Annotated in this window: 13 protein-coding genes; 4 read left to right on the top strand and 9 right to left on the bottom strand. The window is 58.2% G+C overall.

Features of this window, described 5'->3' with window-relative positions; all coding sequences use genetic code 11:
• Positions 1-5: 5 nt before the first annotated feature.
• From BLR72_RS19065 to BLR72_RS19085, 5 genes are all read right to left on the bottom strand, one after another.
• Positions 6-1,475 carry a M81 family metallopeptidase gene (locus BLR72_RS19065; RefSeq protein WP_091951070.1) on the bottom strand — a complete coding sequence of 490 codons (1,470 nt, stop codon included), beginning with the start codon at positions 1,473-1,475 and terminating at the stop codon, positions 6-8.
• 20 nt (positions 1,476-1,495) lie between these two features.
• Positions 1,496-1,864 carry a RidA family protein gene (locus BLR72_RS19070; protein ID WP_175492415.1) on the bottom strand — a complete coding sequence of 123 codons (369 nt, stop codon included), beginning with the start codon at positions 1,862-1,864 and terminating at the stop codon, positions 1,496-1,498.
• Positions 1,865-1,878: 14 nt separating this feature from the next.
• Complete coding sequence (locus BLR72_RS19075; RefSeq protein ID WP_175492416.1) at positions 1,879-2,706, bottom strand: carbohydrate ABC transporter permease; 828 nt, start codon at positions 2,704-2,706, stop codon at positions 1,879-1,881.
• On the bottom strand, positions 2,700-3,569 hold the full coding sequence (locus BLR72_RS19080) for a carbohydrate ABC transporter permease (RefSeq protein ID WP_091951076.1): 870 nt from the start codon (positions 3,567-3,569) through the stop codon (positions 2,700-2,702). The genes BLR72_RS19075 and BLR72_RS19080 overlap by 7 nt, the downstream gene beginning before the upstream one ends.
• Positions 3,570-3,642: 73 nt before the next feature.
• On the bottom strand, positions 3,643-4,872 hold the full coding sequence (locus tag BLR72_RS19085) for an ABC transporter substrate-binding protein (RefSeq protein ID WP_027232227.1): 1,230 nt from the start codon (positions 4,870-4,872) through the stop codon (positions 3,643-3,645).
• A 242-nt stretch (positions 4,873-5,114) separates the two neighbouring features.
• Here BLR72_RS19085 and BLR72_RS19090 point away from each other — a divergent pair, with 242 nt between their 5' ends.
• From BLR72_RS19090 to BLR72_RS19105, 4 genes are read left to right on the top strand one after another with little or no spacing between them, the layout of a single operon-like run.
• Entirely contained in the window at positions 5,115-5,903 is a 789-nt protein-coding gene (locus BLR72_RS19090; protein ID WP_091951077.1) for an SDR family oxidoreductase, read from the top strand.
• Between the two features lie 4 nt (positions 5,904-5,907).
• Positions 5,908-6,978, top strand: coding sequence for an ABC transporter ATP-binding protein (ugpC, locus tag BLR72_RS19095; RefSeq protein ID WP_091951079.1), 1,071 nt, complete (start codon positions 5,908-5,910; stop codon positions 6,976-6,978).
• A 5-nt stretch (positions 6,979-6,983) separates the two neighbouring features.
• Entirely contained in the window at positions 6,984-7,859 is an 876-nt protein-coding gene (locus BLR72_RS19100; protein WP_091951081.1) for a MurR/RpiR family transcriptional regulator, read from the top strand.
• Positions 7,849-8,922: a D-TA family PLP-dependent enzyme gene (locus BLR72_RS19105; protein ID WP_175492409.1), complete on the top strand. Its 1,074-nt coding sequence runs from the start codon at positions 7,849-7,851 to the stop codon at positions 8,920-8,922. The genes BLR72_RS19100 and BLR72_RS19105 overlap by 11 nt, the downstream gene beginning before the upstream one ends.
• A gap of 35 nt (positions 8,923-8,957) precedes the next feature.
• Here BLR72_RS19105 and BLR72_RS19110 read toward each other — a convergent pair whose 3' ends face one another.
• The 4 genes from BLR72_RS19110 to repA form a co-directional block, all read right to left on the bottom strand.
• The gene (locus tag BLR72_RS19110; RefSeq protein ID WP_091951084.1) at positions 8,958-11,465 is read right to left on the bottom strand and encodes an EAL domain-containing protein; all 2,508 of its coding nucleotides are present in this window, start codon (positions 11,463-11,465) and stop codon (positions 8,958-8,960) included.
• Positions 11,466-11,723: 258 nt separating this feature from the next.
• Positions 11,724-13,040, bottom strand: a complete 1,317-nt coding sequence (gene repC, locus BLR72_RS19115) for a plasmid replication protein RepC (RefSeq protein ID WP_091951086.1) — start codon at positions 13,038-13,040, stop codon at positions 11,724-11,726.
• A gap of 203 nt (positions 13,041-13,243) precedes the next feature.
• The gene (gene repB, locus BLR72_RS19120; RefSeq protein ID WP_091951088.1) at positions 13,244-14,305 is read right to left on the bottom strand and encodes a plasmid partitioning protein RepB; all 1,062 of its coding nucleotides are present in this window, start codon (positions 14,303-14,305) and stop codon (positions 13,244-13,246) included.
• A gap of 10 nt (positions 14,306-14,315) precedes the next feature.
• Positions 14,316-15,593: a plasmid partitioning protein RepA gene (gene repA / locus BLR72_RS19125; RefSeq protein ID WP_244506773.1), complete on the bottom strand. Its 1,278-nt coding sequence runs from the start codon at positions 15,591-15,593 to the stop codon at positions 14,316-14,318.
• Between the last annotated feature and the right edge of the window lie 231 nt (positions 15,594-15,824).

Here is a 15,824-nt window from a genome sequence, read left to right on the forward strand (position 1 = left end):
GTAGTCTAGAACGGATTTTCCACCCTCGGCCAGATCTCGCGCGCCAGCTTGCGGTAATTGGTTTTCCGGGGATTCGAAGGATAAGGCGCGCCGGCGTCGATATAGATAATCTCAGCCGCCACCGGCTCGAAGCCCGCATGAAAGTGATTGGTCGATTTGACCAGCAACATATACTTGCGCATCGGGTCGATGCCGAGATTGGAAAAAATATCCGGCTCGAACGTCTGCGTCCGGTTGGTGTTGAGGATAACCTCGATGTCGGTGCCTTCGAGGCGGATAACGGCGGCGGGTCCTAGCGTAACGCGGCTCTTGCCAAAGCTTTGCCATCCCTCCGCGACGGCCTTCACAACTGTCACCCGGGCATCGATCGGCGCGCCGCCATCGGGCCCGGCCTTGCCCCCGAAGCGTAGCTGAATCTGCGCGCCCTCCCCCGCCGCATGGCAGAAGGTGACAGCGATGGGATCCCAGATGGTTGCGACCGCGACATTGTCTATGCCGCGCTCGATGATCCGGCGCAGGATCAGCGTGCCGTCACCGGCGACACCGCCGCCCGGATTATCCCAGACGTCGGCGACAACAACGGGCTTGCCTGATTTCCTGGCAGCGACCGCGATCGCTGCGTCAAGACCGGCTTCAGTGTCGAGCATCGGCATTGCTGTTGTTCCGCGCAGGGCAAAAAGTTCCATGCCAAGCTTTTCGGCCAGTGCGGCACCTTTAGCCGGATCATTGTCGGTGACAACCATCACCTGCGTGCCAAGCTCCGGCACGTCGCCGGCCATGAAGCCATGGATAAGCGACACTGAAAGAATGCCGTTTCGGCCCTGCAATGCTTTCATGCGGTCGACATAGGAACGCATGGGCTCCCGGCTCGTTGGATAGACGCCGATCATCCGGCAATCGAATGTCGAAATTACCGGCTTGATCTCGCCCTTCAGCGCGCGCAAGGCAAGATCGACCACGTGCTCGCCGCGTTCGTAGAAATCGGTGTGCGGAAACTCGAGAAAGGCCGCGAGAATATCGGCATTATGGACACGCTTGGCCGTAAGATGGCTGTGGGGATCCAACTCCGAGGCGATCAGCACGTCTGGACCGACGATGGCGCGAACATGTTCGAGGAGGTCGCCTTCGCAGTCATCATGGCCCTGGGCTACCATGGCTCCGTGCAATCCGAGGATAACACCATCAACAGGCAGCGCCGCGCGGAGCTGGCCGAGGATTTCGTCGCGCAACTCCTCATAGGCCTTGCGCTGCAAGAGTCCGCCCGGCTCGGCCCAGGTCGCCGTGCCCTCGATGAGCTCGAAGCCTTCCTCGCGCGCCCGCTTGCGCAGCACGACCATTGGCGCCGAGCAAAGCGTCGGTGTTTCAGGATGTTCTCCCGGCGCCGCGTAAAACGCCATTTCGAAGCTGGCGCGGTCTGTCGGCACCGGTGAGAACGTGTTGGTTTCGGTCGCGAGCGACGCGGTAAAAATGCGCATGATAGGCCTGTATTTCAGTGTCAGAGCGGTTTGTAGGCGATCGCCTCGATTTCGATTTTGATGTCGATCATCAAGCGCGACTCAATGGTCGTCCGCGCCGGCGGGTCTTTGGGAAAAAAGGTGGCATAGGTCTTGTTGAAAGCGGCGAACTCGCGGGCGTCTTCAAGAATGACGAAGGTCTTGACCACATCCGAAAGCTCCGCGCCGGCAAGGGCAAGCGCCGACTTGACGTTGTCCATGACCTGCTTCGTCTGTGCTTCGATGCCGCCGATGATGACAGTGCCATCGCTCCCTACCGGCACCTGGCCCGAAATGTAGATGAAGTCACCGGCCCGCACGGCAGGTGATAGCGGAACGTGGGACGTGCCGAAGTGCTGCTTCGTCATGATGAAAATCCTTTCTGTTATTTGACGGCGCCGATCGATAGACCCCGCACCAGATAGCGTTGCAGCCAGGCAAAGAGGACCGCAACCGGAACGGAAGCGACGAAAGCGGCGGCCATGACATAGTGCCAGTCGACAGTATAGCGACCCGCGACAAGCGAGAAAACGCGGATCGGCAAAGTGTAGCTGCCCTCGGTCCGCAGCATGGTCAGTGCGATGACGAACTCATTCCACGCATTGATGAAGGTGAAGATCGCCGTGACCACCATCGCCGGCACCGCGAGCGGCAGGAACACGCTGATGAGCGTGCGCCAGCGGCTGGCACCCTCCATCCACGCGGCCTCCTCAAGATCGCGCGGTATGGTCGAAAAATAGCTCTGCAACATCCACACGCAGAACGCGATGTTGAACGCCGTATAGATGACGACGAGCACATTGAGGCTGTCGATCATGCCGGCGCCGGCCACGAGTCGAAACAGGCCGATGACCAACACGATGGGCGAAAGCATTTGCGAGACCAGCAGGAACTGGCGGAAGGCGTCGCGCCCGGCAAACTGGTAGCGGCTCAGGGCATAGGCCGCCGGGATCGAGACAAGGATCGTCAAAGCCGTTGACAACGCCGAAACGTAGAGCGAATTGGCGAGGGCCGGCGCTATGCCGGAGGTCCGCCACATTTCAGGAAAATTCTGCCAGTGCAGTCCGGTCGGCCACCAGTTGGGCGTCAGTACTTCGGTGGCGGATTTCAGCGAACTGATCGTCATCACGGCGTATGGGAAGAGGATCACGACGACGATCGGCGACAGCAAAATCCAGAAGAGAATGGAGCGTTTGAGTTTCGCGCTCATGATTTCGCCTCCCGCATCGCCAGGCGGACATAGATGATCGTAAAGACCAGAAGGATCGCGAACATGATCAGGGAAACGGCCGCAGCCTCGCCGAGTTTACCCACTCGAAAGCCGGTCTTGTAAAGGTAAGTAACAAGGATATCGGTCGAATTGGCCGGACCGCCCTGCGTTGTCGCCCAGATGATAGGAAACGAATTGAACACATAGATCGTGTTGAGGACGAAAGCGATGTTGATGAAGGGGCGCAAGAGCGGCAGCGTGATCAGGCGGAACTGATCCCAGCTCCCCGCACCTTCTGTTGCCGCAGCCTCATAGAGATCGTCGGGCACCGAGGACAGGCCGCCAAGGAAGATGGTCACCGTGAAAGGTATCGAAACCAGGATGCCGATAAATATCTGCATCGGGAATGCCGTCGAAGCTTCCGCCAGCCACTGGATATTGGTGTTGATGAGGCCAAGGCCGCGCAAAGCCGAATTGAGCATGCCGCTTTCACCGTTGAGCGCCCAACGCCAGACGATAGCGGTCATCGTCAGAGAGATCGCCCAAGGCAACATGATCAATATGCGCGCGATACCGCGGCCGTAAAAATCCTCATTGAGAATGAGCGCGATGGGCACCGATATGACCAGCGTTCCAACCACCACGGATGCTGTCCAGAAAAGCGTGCGCCAGGTCGCTGCGATAAAATCGGGATCGGCGAACAGAACGCGGAAATGCTGCAGGCCGATGAAATCGCGGATCATGCCGAAGCGGTTTACATCGTGCAGTGACAGCGAAATGATTTCCTTGAGCGGCCAAAGGATGATGGCGGCGGCCAGGATGAAGCTCGGCAAGATCAGGACATAGGGTGCTGTAGCCCGTTGCATCGGCTTTGAATTCCTCGAGCGTTGAGCGTGAAGGGAAATCGGGAGGCGGCTTGATCCGCCTCCCCGAGCAGACTTACTTCAGCGTCTCGTTGACCTTAGCAGCAGCCTCTTTGAGCGTAGCTTCGGGATCGCCCTGGCCGAGATAGATCTTCTGGATCGCATTAGAGGTCGTCTGCGCAATGTCTTCCCAGCCTGGAATGACCGGCGCGAACCGGGCGTTCGGCAGAAGCGAGGTGAAGACTTTCAGATCCGCATTGTCGGCAAAGTAAGGGTCTTTTGCTTCTTCAGCATTGACCGGCAGGAAGCCCTCAACCTTGTCGAACTTGGTCCGCTGCTCCTTAGTAAAAATGAAGTCGAGGAATTTCCAGGCAGCTTCCTTGTTTTTGGAATTTTCAAAGAGCACGATGGAGTCGGTCACGCCATAGGTGCCCTTGTCGCCGCTTGGCCCTGCCGGGATAGGCGCGACGCCATATTTAAGGTTCGGCGCTTCCGTCTTGATCTGGTTGGAAAGGAACGGTGCAGTGATAACGGTTGCAACCTTGCCTTGCTTGAAGAGGTTCTGCACGTCTTCACGCGAGTAAGAGGTAACGCCAGGCTGCGTCAGGCCTTCGTCGATAAAGCTCTTGTAGAGCTTCGCCGTATCGATCGCCGCCTGGGAGTCGAGGCCCGACTTGCCGTCCTTGACGATCTCGCCGCCGTTCGACCACATGCCGTAGTAGAAATAGACATCGGTCTCGATTTCCTTGCCTTGCAGGCCAAAACCATAGGTCTCGCCGCCGAGCTTTTTGATCTTTTCCGCGTCCGTCTTGAAATCGGCCCATGTGGCCGGCGGTGTATCAATGCCCGCCTTGGCGAAGATATCCTTATTGTAATACATCGCGCGTGCCGAGGCGGCGATCGGCAGGCCATAGACCTTGCCGTTCATGACCGATGGCGACAGGAACGTGTCAATGAAGCGGGCCTTGAAGTCGGGAGTAATGTGGTCGTCGAGCGGTGCGACGATGCCTTCCTTGACGTAGTCGAGAAGCCAGCGCGTGCCGATGATGGAAAGGTCCGCATTTGCGCCCGCGGAAATGTCCGTGGTCAACTTCTGCTGCAGGTTGTCCCACGGAACGACTTCGATCTGGATTTTCGTGTCCGGATTGGCTGCTTCGAATGCCTTTGCAGCCTCTTCGAAGTAAGGACCGGTGCCCTTGCTGTATTCGGCGATGGTAACGCGCACCGTCGTCTCGGCAAGTGCACTGGTGCTGAAAGCAATCAGGCTCGCTCCAGCAAGAAGGCAGATTTTTTGTCTGATCGTCATTGGTAACCCCTTTTTAAAGCTACACGCGGCAGCGCTTTCTCGTTGCAACGCTGTTCGGACTTTTGCTCCAACAGTTCCGTCAGCTTGCTCTTCGGCGACGTCATCTTCAAATGTAATTTAATTTCATGCAAGTGGGATTATTGCGCATAAGCAAGATTTTTGTGTTGCTTTTTTTCACGCACGGTTCTTAGCTGAGGCGGAGCGAGCAGATCGCAAATCAGTCCAGATTCATAGGCCGGTGCATGACTTCAGCAAGTGTCGACGACTTCCTTGGGCTCAGGAACAAGACCGTCCTCATTACCGGAGCGGGGGGTGGCATCGGCCGCGCCCTTGTGGCAGCGTTCCGCTCCGCAGGCGCCGTCGTGTCAGGGGCGGATCAGCATTCAAATACGATGGGCGACCTCGACCTTGCGCATCGCCTGACGTTCGATCTGAGCGAAGCTGGAACAACGACGAATGCCATTCGGGAATTTATCAAGGCGAAGGGTACGCCCGATATCCTCATCAACAATGCGGGTTTCACACGCGGCGAGACGCTCGATCAACTGGATGGCACGATCTGGGATCGCGAGGTAGCGATCAATTTGAACGGCGCCTACCACGTGACGGCTCCGGTCGTCGACGCGATGAGCAAACGAGCCAGCGGCAGCATTGTCTTCGTCTCTTCGGTCAATGGTCTCAGCCACTTCGGCAATCCGGCCTATTCCGCAGCTAAGGCCGGTTTGATCTCCTATGTAAAGGCGCTCGCCGTCGAACGCGGCCGCTACGGAATCCGCGCGAATGCCATCTGCCCCGGCTCTGTCCGTACGCCCGCCTGGGACCACCGTCTGCAGAAGGAGCCGGGCCTTTTGGCCAAGGTGTTGCCGCATTATCCGCTCGGGCGGATGGTGACGCCTGAAGAGGTAGCGAGGGCAGCCGTGTTCCTCGCCTCGCCAGTTGCCTCGGGGATCACCGGCACGGCTCTGGCGGTCGATGCCGGTCTGACTGCCGGCAATCTGCGTTTTATCAACGACGTTCTTGCAGGGGAGTAGCAATATGGCCGGACTGCAGATCAAGAAACTCGTGAAGTCTTACGGTGCGATGAATGTCCTGCATGGCATCGACCTCGACGTCCAAGACGGCGAGTTTCTCGTGCTCATCGGCCCCTCCGGCTGCGGCAAATCCACCCTGCTGCGCATGATCGCCGGGCTCGACGACATTTCCGAGGGCGAGTTGTGGATCGGCGACCGCCTATCGAACAAACTGCCGCCGCAGCAGCGCAATATCTCCATGGTGTTTCAAAGTTATGCGCTTTTCCCGCATATGACGACCCGCAAGAACATTGGATTTGGTCCAAAGATACGGCGGGAAGCTGCCAATGCGATCGACACAAAGGTCAACAAGGCGGCGGAAGTCCTCAATCTTCACGATTATCTCGACCGCCTGCCGCGCCAGCTTTCGGGCGGACAGCGTCAGCGTGTTGCCATGGGCCGCACCATCGTGCGCGAACCCGATCTCTTCCTCTTTGACGAGCCGCTTTCCAATCTCGATGCCAAATTGCGCGTCCAGATGCGCACCGAACTGAAGGCCCTGCACCAGCAATTGAAGACGACCATGGTTTACGTGACACACGACCAGATCGAGGCGATGACCATGGCCGACCGGATCGTCGTCATGAATGGCGGCCGCATCGAGCAGTCAGGTTCGCCGCTCGAACTCTATGACAAGCCGGTGAACAAGTTTGTTGCTGGCTTTCTCGGCTCACCGGCGATGAATTTCATTCCGGGGACCATCGAACGCGGCGACGGCGCGCCGCGCCTGCGCATGGCGGATGGGTCGACCATACCTGTCGGCGCCACAACCGCGGTTTCCGGGCAAGAGGTCGAGGTCGGGATCCGTCCTGAGCATTTCCGACTGGCGGCGGCCGACAGTGAGGGATTTACCTATCAGGTTGTGGTTGTGGAGCCGACAGGTTCGGAAACGCACATCTTCGGTACGATCGACAGCGTTGGCGTTCGCTGCGTCTTCCGCGACAGAATTGCGCCCGAGCCTGGCAGCCTCATGAAGTTGTCGATCGACCCGGACAAAGTGCATGTATTCGATCGCAGAACCGGCAACCGGATCTGATTGAAATGGCCGCCCCGCATTTCGACATCGTCGCCCGTCTGCGGGACATTGCCGATACCGGGCAGCGTTCGGATCAGCGGGTTGCGGCTGCGATTCTAGCCGATGCGGATTTTGCAACGCATGCATCGATCGAGCTTCTCGCCGAGAAGGCGGGGGTCAGCGAGCCGACAATAACCCGCTTCTGCCGCATGCTCGGTTTTGAGGGTACGCGTGAGTTCAAGGTCAAGCTGGCGCAATCGCTGGCCGTAGCCGGACGCTTTATCGTGGCGGCGCCCGCACATAAGGACAACGATATTCCGACGATCATATCCAGCGGTGCCCTTGATGCGATCGGCCATGTGATCCAGCGAATTGACCGCACCGACCTGGAACGCGCAGCCGCGATCGTCGCCGACGCAGGAATGATACGCGCATACGGCTCGGGCGGTGCTTCGTCGATGGCAGCGACGGAACTTGAAAACCGCCTGTTCCGGCTGGGGCTCAGGGCATCATCTTCCATCGACGGCGAAATGCAGCAGATGACTGCCGCTACCAGCAACAAGGAAACGGCAATCGTCGCCTATTCGCTGTCAGGTGAAGTCAGGCCGTTGATCGAAGCCGTAACCATCGCCGGGCGTTACGGGGCAAAGACTATTGCGATAACGGCCCCCGGCTCCTCGCTTGCTGCCGCCGCCCAGGTGGTCCTGCCGCTTAGCATCGATGAGGGCACGAACGTATATCGCCCCTCCCCTGCCCGCTATGCCCTGCTTGCAATGACCGATATGCTGGCGATGACCATTGCCGAGCGCATCGGCGCACCCGCCGTCGAACGCATGCGGCGCATCAAGAACCTGCAGGGCCTGCACAAGACCGGTGCGCCCAACCTACCGCTTGGAGATTAGTCCCGTGAACCTCGCCGAAATCGATACGCCCGCAGTCCTTATTGATGTGGATCGGGCCGACGCCAATCTGCAACGCTTCCAGGCCTATGCCAATCGCCATGGCCTTGCCGTTCGCCCGCATATCAAGACGCACAAGCTGCCACGCTTTGCAAAGCGCCAGGTTGAGCTCGGCGCCGTTGGCATCACCTGCCAGAAGCTTGGGGAGGCCGAGGTCATGGCCGACGCCGGGCTGACGGACATTTTTCTTCCCTACAACATACTCGGCAAGGAAAAGCTCGATCGCCTCGTGGCATTGAACCAGCGCGTCACCCTTGCCGTGACGGCCGACAGCGAGACGACAATCCGGGGCCTCGCCGAAGCATTCGGCGATACGGGCAAGCCGCTTGACGTCCTCATTGAATGCGACACTGGCATGGGCCGATGCGGCGTCCAGACGCCGGACGAAGCATTGACACTCGCCAGGCTCGTCGATGGTTGCACCGGTTTGCGCTTCAGGGGCTTCATGACCTACCCGAAAACCGGTGCCGTTGAAGAAAACGAAGCTTTTCTCGCCGCAGCGAAGCGTCAAGCAACCGAGGCCGGGCTCGATCCGCGCATCATTTCCAATGGCGGATCGCCAGATATGTGGCGAGCGCATGAAGTGACGAGCGCAACCGAGCATCGCCCTGGCACCTACATCTACATGGACCGCTTCCAGGTTGCGCAAGGCGTGGGAACCTGGGACGACTGTGCCCTGACGGTACTTGCTACCGTAGTCAGTTGTCCGACTGAGACGCGCGCTATTATCGATGCGGGCTCAAAATCGCTGTCCAGCGACACTTTCGGCATGGAGGGGTTCGGCCGCATCGCCGAATTTCCAGACGCCGTAATCACCTCCTTGAGTGAAGAGCACGGCATTGTCGATGTGAGTGGTTGCGCCCGCAAGCCGCAGATTGGTGACCGGATTCGGATCATTCCCAACCACGCTTGTGTCGTATCGAACCTTTTTGACGAAGTGGTTTTGATTTCAGGCAACGAGGTTGTCGAAGCCACACCCGTGGCTGCGCGCGGTCGTGTCGGCTAAGATATTTCAGACTGATCATTAATCGGGGTCAAACGCTACGAATGGCTGCCGTGTCCCATATGCTGCCGGAGTTCCAGGGCTTTCTTCACGAAATTATCTAGGAATGCCTCAGCAGAAACCGCGCGTCCGAATAGCGGCCCCATGCCGTAGGTGCAGCCGCATTCAATGAGCGGCTCAATATCAGCTGCATTGTTGACACCAACGGCGGCGGTATACATGCCAAGATCGGCGGCAAGTCTGCAGATCGCCCGTAGAAGCGTCCGTTCCCGTCCGGGCCGGTCAATATTTCGATGCAATGATGGACCGGCTATCAGACATTCGGACTTTACCGCTGTCATCGCCGCCAGGCTGGCATTGTCCAAGCCAAAATAATCGACGGCAAGACGGAAACGAAGTGCTTGCAGCTTGTCCAGGGTCCGCACGATCTGTGCGTCCTCAAGGCTCGAAGCATTGCGGACGATGACAAACATGACGTCCGCACCGTCGACATCCCACTCTTGCTGCAACTCCGTTACGCGTTCGACAAAGAGCGGATCAAAAAGCTGAACCTGCGAGAGATTAATACAAACGACCATGGGCGCTTGCGGATGAAGCGTCTTGAATGTCCGTAGAAATTTGAAAGCCTCGCCGATGATATAAAGCCCGACATCGCGAATGGAGCCGTTCTTCTCGAAAATCGAGAAAAATTCCTTCTGCCTGATCGCACCAAGTTGCGGATGATTCCAAACACCGAAAACCTGAACGGAATCGATCAACCTCGTTTTGAGTTCGGCGATCGGCTGGAATTCAACCGAGAACTCGCCGCCCATAATGGCGAGTGCAACGTTCCCGGTTGCCTCGAGTTCCTCTTCGAGATCATGAAGCAATGCCGGGTTATACCAGACGGCGCCTTCGCTTTGCGTTTTCTCCGCGTAGTGAAGTGCGCCGTTGGCACGCCGCAGCAATAGATCGAAGTCGGTTTGCTCGCTCTGCTTGATGCTGACTGAAGCAACGATCTCAACCGCGCAGCGTATGCCCGCCTGTTCGTAAGGCTCACGCAATGATTTGAGAAGATTGTCGAGCTGGAGATGATCAAGCCCGGAGGCGGTGCAAGCAAGGAGGGCGGTCTCGTGTTCGCTTATGTTGCCGACGATGCTGTCAGGGTATTCGTTCCTTATGCGAGCAACGTTGCGAGCAATGATGTTCGTAAGAGCGGTGCCGCCAAAAACGCCGCCAATATGCGTGTAGTTCGGGATCTTGATCAGAACCAGTTCGATTTGACCGGAGCGCGCAATCATTCCCGAATATTCATTGCTCAATCCGGCGCGGTTGAGCAGGCCCGTTGCAGGATCGTGATAAGCGAGGAATTCAAGACGATTCTGGTTGCGAAGAAGCGCCGCGCGCATACGCTCTACCGCTCCCGCGAGTGCAGCAATCTCCGTTACATTGGTTTCGACATTCACCGGCGTGTCCAGCTTGAGATTACTGACCTCGACGACCGCACGCGACAACCGCTTCACAGGATTGGCAACGTACGAAGCTGTATAGGCAGCAACGGCCAGGCTGGCGAGCAGTCCGACCATCAGGAGGAGCGGTGTACTCGGTCCCCAAAGCGCCGGCTTCGATAGTTCCGGCCCCAGCGTGAGCGTCAGACTCCAACCCTTCAGATCGCTCATCGGCAACGGTACTTCCTTCGAGATCAGCCCGTCCTCGATCTTCGCAGCGCTGGAATCATCGGATATGACCTGAAGCTGGCCGTCCCTGAAAACGATGAATTCCCCTGATCGTGTATGAATCGAAAGATTGGCAAAGGCCTTGCCGGTCATTTGTTGTAGGAATGCACCGATGGGCCGAAGATCCACATCCGCCGTAATGACACCGAGCAGCTTACCGTCGGGGTCATCCACCCTGACGATCCGCGACATTGCCCAAGCGCCGAGCATCTCAGGCGCATTCCCAGGCGCCACATATTTGAACGGGGCGCTCCAGATTGGTTCCTGCCTGATGCTGCCGCCCTGGTACCAGCCGCGGTCGTGAAGAATATAAGGCTTCACAGTCACGGCATTCGTTGGACTGATGAGATCCAGCCGGGTCGGATCATTCGCGTCAGTCTGCGCACGCCCAAGCAGCTTGTCGTCATGCGCATTGATCTTGAAGATCCCGAAGAATTGTCCGCTTTCTGCGCCAAAGGCCACATAGGCTGCTTCGGCTGGGATCGTATCTGGAGCGGCCGCATGTTTCTGAACGATCGCGAAGACACAATCGGCGGTCCGGCACGATGCGGATTTGATCTCGGCGCGCAGGGCCTCGACATAGTCGCTCGTCGGCGAAATGAGCTGGCCTAACTGTCCGGCAATATCTCCAGCCAGTATTTCCGCTGTGCGCTCTGAATAGATGCGACTCTGGTTGGTCCGCTCGGTTTGAACGACCCAGCCTATCCCGAGGAAGACCAGGAATAGAAGGAGCACGAGGGGAAGACCAACGAGCGCAATGAGCGGGATGCCAGGGCCCCTTGCCTGTCGTGGATTATGAGGATCTTGCGCATCCGCGTCCGCAATATTCATGGAACCGATCCTAAAACGCACGAAAAAATCGATAAAATAAAATTGCGGGCCAAACCTCTACAGAAAATGCTGACCGCCCGCTCGCTATCGAAATATCATGCAGATAAATAGCTATCTTAGTATTCATTCCCGGGCCGCACCAGGATTTCACTTGCATGGTGGTTTGCCCGAGAAGCATATGCCTATTCCTTGCAACGCCTAATTGCAAGATTGAATTGTCCAGCCGGGAACGCGCCCGCCGCAACCAACGCCTCCGCATCATTCCAGCCTCGCCGGCGAACTTCCCCCCAGCGCCTTGATTATGGGAACGACGGAGTACAAGCCGTCTTCCGCGCGCTCGGTCAGCGCTCGCAAATATCCGCCGGGGGACCGGATGTCGCCAACGCGTTCCAGGATTGCGGCGACGGTAATGGCGGCATTCACCTCACCCATAGTCGCTTTCGCCCGGTCCCAGGCATCAGGCGAAACACCAAGCATCGACCGGACGACGCCGGCCGCTTGCACCAGATCGCGCCAGTCGGCAATTCCAGCGCGGGCGTAGTCGCCTATCTGCGGACAGGCACTCAACACGGCGGTGAGCGGCACCTGCGCTGTGCCGGGCTCACTCATTGATTTGCGACCATCCGGCTGCGGGTGGTTCCGGTTGCGCCGCGCGGCATTAAGCTGCTTGTGCATTTTAATTAATGCCGCCGTTTTGCCGCTGCTCCCGGTCTCCGCTTGCGGTGCCGCGGATTGCTTCAGCCCTTTTTCTGGGCTTCTATCAAATTGGTGATCTATATTTGAACTCTGAATATGGCGCTCAAAAGAGGAGTCACTGGCGCTCATTTCTTCATCTGAGAGTGACGCCAGATAGCTTTTCTCCACACGCACACGTAACGCCATCAGCGCGTCACGCCGCCGCTCGAGGGTCTCCAGCGGTAAATTGCGCCCTACCCGCCCTGACAGGGCAGCAAGCTCCTCAGCATATTGCATCCAGGCTCCAGGCCGGCCTTCGCTCAATCCAGCCTCTATGGTCTTCGATATGTCGCGCAGGTGAATTGTAATCTCGCTGCGTATGCGGTGGATGGCCCGCGCAAGGTTGCGTGCGTCAGCCGCGTGGGCTTCAATTTCGGCATGGCGCAACGCCAGCGGCGAGATGTCAAAGCCGAACGCACGTTCTATCTCGCCCGTGTCTCCCCGCCGGGCATAGCGCTTGCCATTCGGGCTGTCGCGGCGAATGATCAGGCCGGCCTCAACCAGAGACGCCAGATGTCTGCGGATTGTTGCCGGCGCCATGCCGCGCGTGCGCATCGACAGCTCGGCATTGGATGGAAATACGATCAAGGGCGCGCTGCCGTCGAGCAGCGTCTCGGGATGAAAGCTGAGCAGCGCTTCCAAAACCGCAATGGCTCGGTCGGACAAGAAAAAGGCTGCGCGCGCTTCCGTAAGCGAGCGCAGCAACGGCCATTTTTCTGGATGATCCGCTGTCGCATCTGCCATTCTTTCGCGGGCTCGCGCAGTCTTTTCCTGCGCGGCCAGCATGGCATACGACAGCGATCGCCCGCCAAACGGCGTGGTCGCGAAACGGTCAGTCATGTCTTTACCTCAAATTGAGGCAAGGGAAAGGTGTTGCCGGAACGCGTCCGACTCTTGACAAGTCTGGGCGGAAGTGATTCTCTCGAATTGCTACATTGAAGAGGGCTTCCGGGGCGGTGACGTTCTGGGGGCCTTTTTTCTTGCCGTTGTTCCTTCTCGTTTTCTCTCGGATTTTACGCTTACGCAAAGATCTGTGGCGGGTATCAGCCCCGCTTCTGTTGTTTGAACCTGTTCAAAAGCGCATCGAGCTCGCTGACCACAAACTCGGCAAAGCCCTCCGGCGCGTGCTCGGCAAAGGATAATGTCTTCTTGCCGTTGTCTGTCTGAAGACGAGCGACCGCGGCAGTGTTCCTGCCGGATTGTGGTATCGCCTGAGCCGTCGCAACGGGAAGTACGACAGGCTTTTCCTGCTTCAACAGCAGTTCGAAGAGCCGGTTGAACCGTCCGTTGCTATCCGCACCCTTGAAGACCGGCGTGGCAATTTCGGTAAGTGCCGCCTTGCGCGCTTCTTCCGGCCGCAGCAGTTCGGAAAACCTTATCCAACGCGGGCGGCCGATTTTCGGTGCGGGCCCGATTGCACGAACGATCGGGGCCGGAACAGCCGCAGCAACCTGGAGGAAGCGGGTCATTTCAGCCTTGTCGATCGACAGCGCGTCTTGCACAAGACCGCGCTCGAAGCCTCGTTCCACCAGGTTGCTGGCAAAAAATGCGCGTTCGATGAACGACAGGTCGCGCCGTTCGGTGTTTTCCTTGCCCTGCGCGAGGACGAGTTGCACATCGGTAAGATCGCGAATGATCGCCTGCACCGGTTTGGCAATCCGCGCTGCAGCGCGCAGACGCCGATGTCCATAGGCCGTCTGGTACACTCCGTGCTTGTCCGGATGCGGCCGCACAAGAATTGGTACCTGCTGTCCGTTCGAGCGGATGCTTTCGACGAGTTCTTCGAAGCTTTCATCGAGTGGCGAATCGCTGCTGAGGCGATCCTCGATGAAGGAACTTTCAACCAGGGCAGGATCGAGTTCGACGATGCGTTCGCTGCCTTCAAAACTATCCCTGATGCGGCGGGCATCCTCCAGCTCGCGCGAAATCCCTCCGAGCGAAAGTCCCATGGCTTTCACGGCGCCCGAAGCCGCGTGCGGCTTCAGCGGTTCGACGTTGCCGGGCGGCTGCGCCGCCGGAGCTTCTGCCGGCTTTGCTTCGGGTTGCGGCACCGTTTCAACGGTCCCGAACAAGGCTTTCAACTGATCCCTGCGGTTCTTGTCCATCACCGCCCCCTCACCCTGGCCTGTTCCAGGCCTTGGCGATCAGGCCCTCAATCTCGGCATTGACGGATGTCAGCGACTCAATCGCTCGGTCGTAGGTGGCGCGGGTAAAGCTGTCGCGCGACACTTCGTACAGCGTTTGCTTGGTCAGGCCCGCATCGGAGAATGCGGTCGACTTCACCACGGACGACGTTAGCACCCGGTCGCCGAAAAGCGAGCGCAGGAAGCCTGCAATCTGCTGTTGTGGTGCATCGTTCGGCTCAAAGCGGGTGATGAGATAGCGCATGAAATCGAAGTTCAATTCACCACCGGCTTCGCGGACAACTGCGAGAAGATCTGCCGTCATGAACAGAAACTGGCTCATTGACGCAACATCCAGCATTTGCGGATGCACCGTAACCAGAACCGAGGTCGCGGCACAAAGCGCCGAGAGCGTCAGGAACCCCAACTGCGGCGGGCAGTCGATAACGACGACATCGTAGTCATCGGAGACCGTGTCCAATGCCGCCTGAACCCGGGCGAAAAACAGTTGCTGCTCGACACTCTGGTGCGTTCCGTGTTGGCGATCGGCCAGCATTTGCGGGGTCGTGTGCTCGAATTCCTGGAGTTCAAGATTGCCCGGTACGAGATCGAGGCCGTCAAAATAGGTCTTGCAGATAATGTCCCGCAAATGGCGGCGGTCGCCATCGTAGCGGATCGCGCCGTAGAGCGTGTCATTTCCAGTCAGGTCAAGTTCGGGCTGATAGCCAAACAATGCGGACATCGACGCTTGCGGATCGAGATCGACCGCAAGCACGCGCAAACCGGACATTGCCAGGTACTGGGCGAGGTGAGCGCTGGTCGTTGTCTTGCCGGACCCACCCTTGAAGTTGGTGACGGCAATCACCTGCATATGCTCGCCCGCCTTCGGATCGCGATGCGGCAGGTAGGTTTTCGCCTTGGCGCCGCCGGCCTCGGCGAGGTGACGCCGTAATGCGTTGATCTCGGCGAGGGAATAAAGCCTGCGCCCGCCGCTACCGGTTTCGGGCTGTGGGCCCTCTCCGGCAAGCGAGAGCTGGCGCAGATAGCCGTCCGACACGCCGATGAGCCTTGCAGCCTCGCCACTGGTGAATTTGCGTAAGGTCTTTTGCGCCGTCGGCGGAAACAAACGATTGCGCATGGCCTGCAGCTGCGCCGACAGCATTTCGGCATCGGCGGCAATCGCCCGGTCGGCGGATATGCTAGCAGACAAAGATGCAGCGCTTGCCGGTTGCGCGCTGTCCTGTGGTCCTGTCTGTACCGCGTTCATCATGTTCACGTATTTATCCTGCATCGTCTAAGCCAAATCGTCTCGATGCAGGAAAACCATGCGCCGATTCGATAGAAAAACCAAAGGGGTAACGCCGGACAACAATTTAACGCTGCTTTGCGGCACTAACACCGCCACATTCTTCTAACGTTAAACTAACTGGATACCCCTAAAAACCGTAACCAAACTGGGGAAAGAACCGAGTCGCGTCAAGAACTTTATAGTTAACGCAAA

The organism is Phyllobacterium sp. YR620 (assembly GCF_900104165.1).
GTDB classification, from domain to species: Bacteria; Pseudomonadota; Alphaproteobacteria; order Rhizobiales; family Rhizobiaceae; genus Phyllobacterium; species Phyllobacterium pellucidum.

Coding starts and splice junctions, on each gene's coding strand:
- BLR72_RS19065 (WP_091951070.1), bottom strand. CDS start 1,475: ATGCGCATTTTTACCGCGTCGCTCGCGACCGAAACCAACACGTTCTCA.
- BLR72_RS19080 (WP_091951076.1), bottom strand. CDS start 3,569: ATGCAACGGGCTACAGCACCCTATGTCCTGATCTTGCCGAGCTTCATC.
- BLR72_RS19085 (WP_027232227.1), bottom strand. CDS start 4,872: ATGACGATCAGACAAAAAATCTGCCTTCTTGCTGGAGCGAGCCTGATT.
- BLR72_RS19090 (WP_091951077.1), top strand. CDS start 5,115: ATGACTTCAGCAAGTGTCGACGACTTCCTTGGGCTCAGGAACAAGACC.
- ugpC (WP_091951079.1), top strand. CDS start 5,908: ATGGCCGGACTGCAGATCAAGAAACTCGTGAAGTCTTACGGTGCGATG.
- BLR72_RS19100 (WP_091951081.1), top strand. CDS start 6,984: ATGGCCGCCCCGCATTTCGACATCGTCGCCCGTCTGCGGGACATTGCC.
- BLR72_RS19110 (WP_091951084.1), bottom strand. CDS start 11,465: ATGAATATTGCGGACGCGGATGCGCAAGATCCTCATAATCCACGACAG.
- repC (WP_091951086.1), bottom strand. CDS start 13,040: ATGACTGACCGTTTCGCGACCACGCCGTTTGGCGGGCGATCGCTGTCG.
- repB (WP_091951088.1), bottom strand. CDS start 14,305: ATGGACAAGAACCGCAGGGATCAGTTGAAAGCCTTGTTCGGGACCGTT.
- repA (WP_244506773.1), bottom strand. CDS start 15,593: ATGATGAACGCGGTACAGACAGGACCACAGGACAGCGCGCAACCGGCA.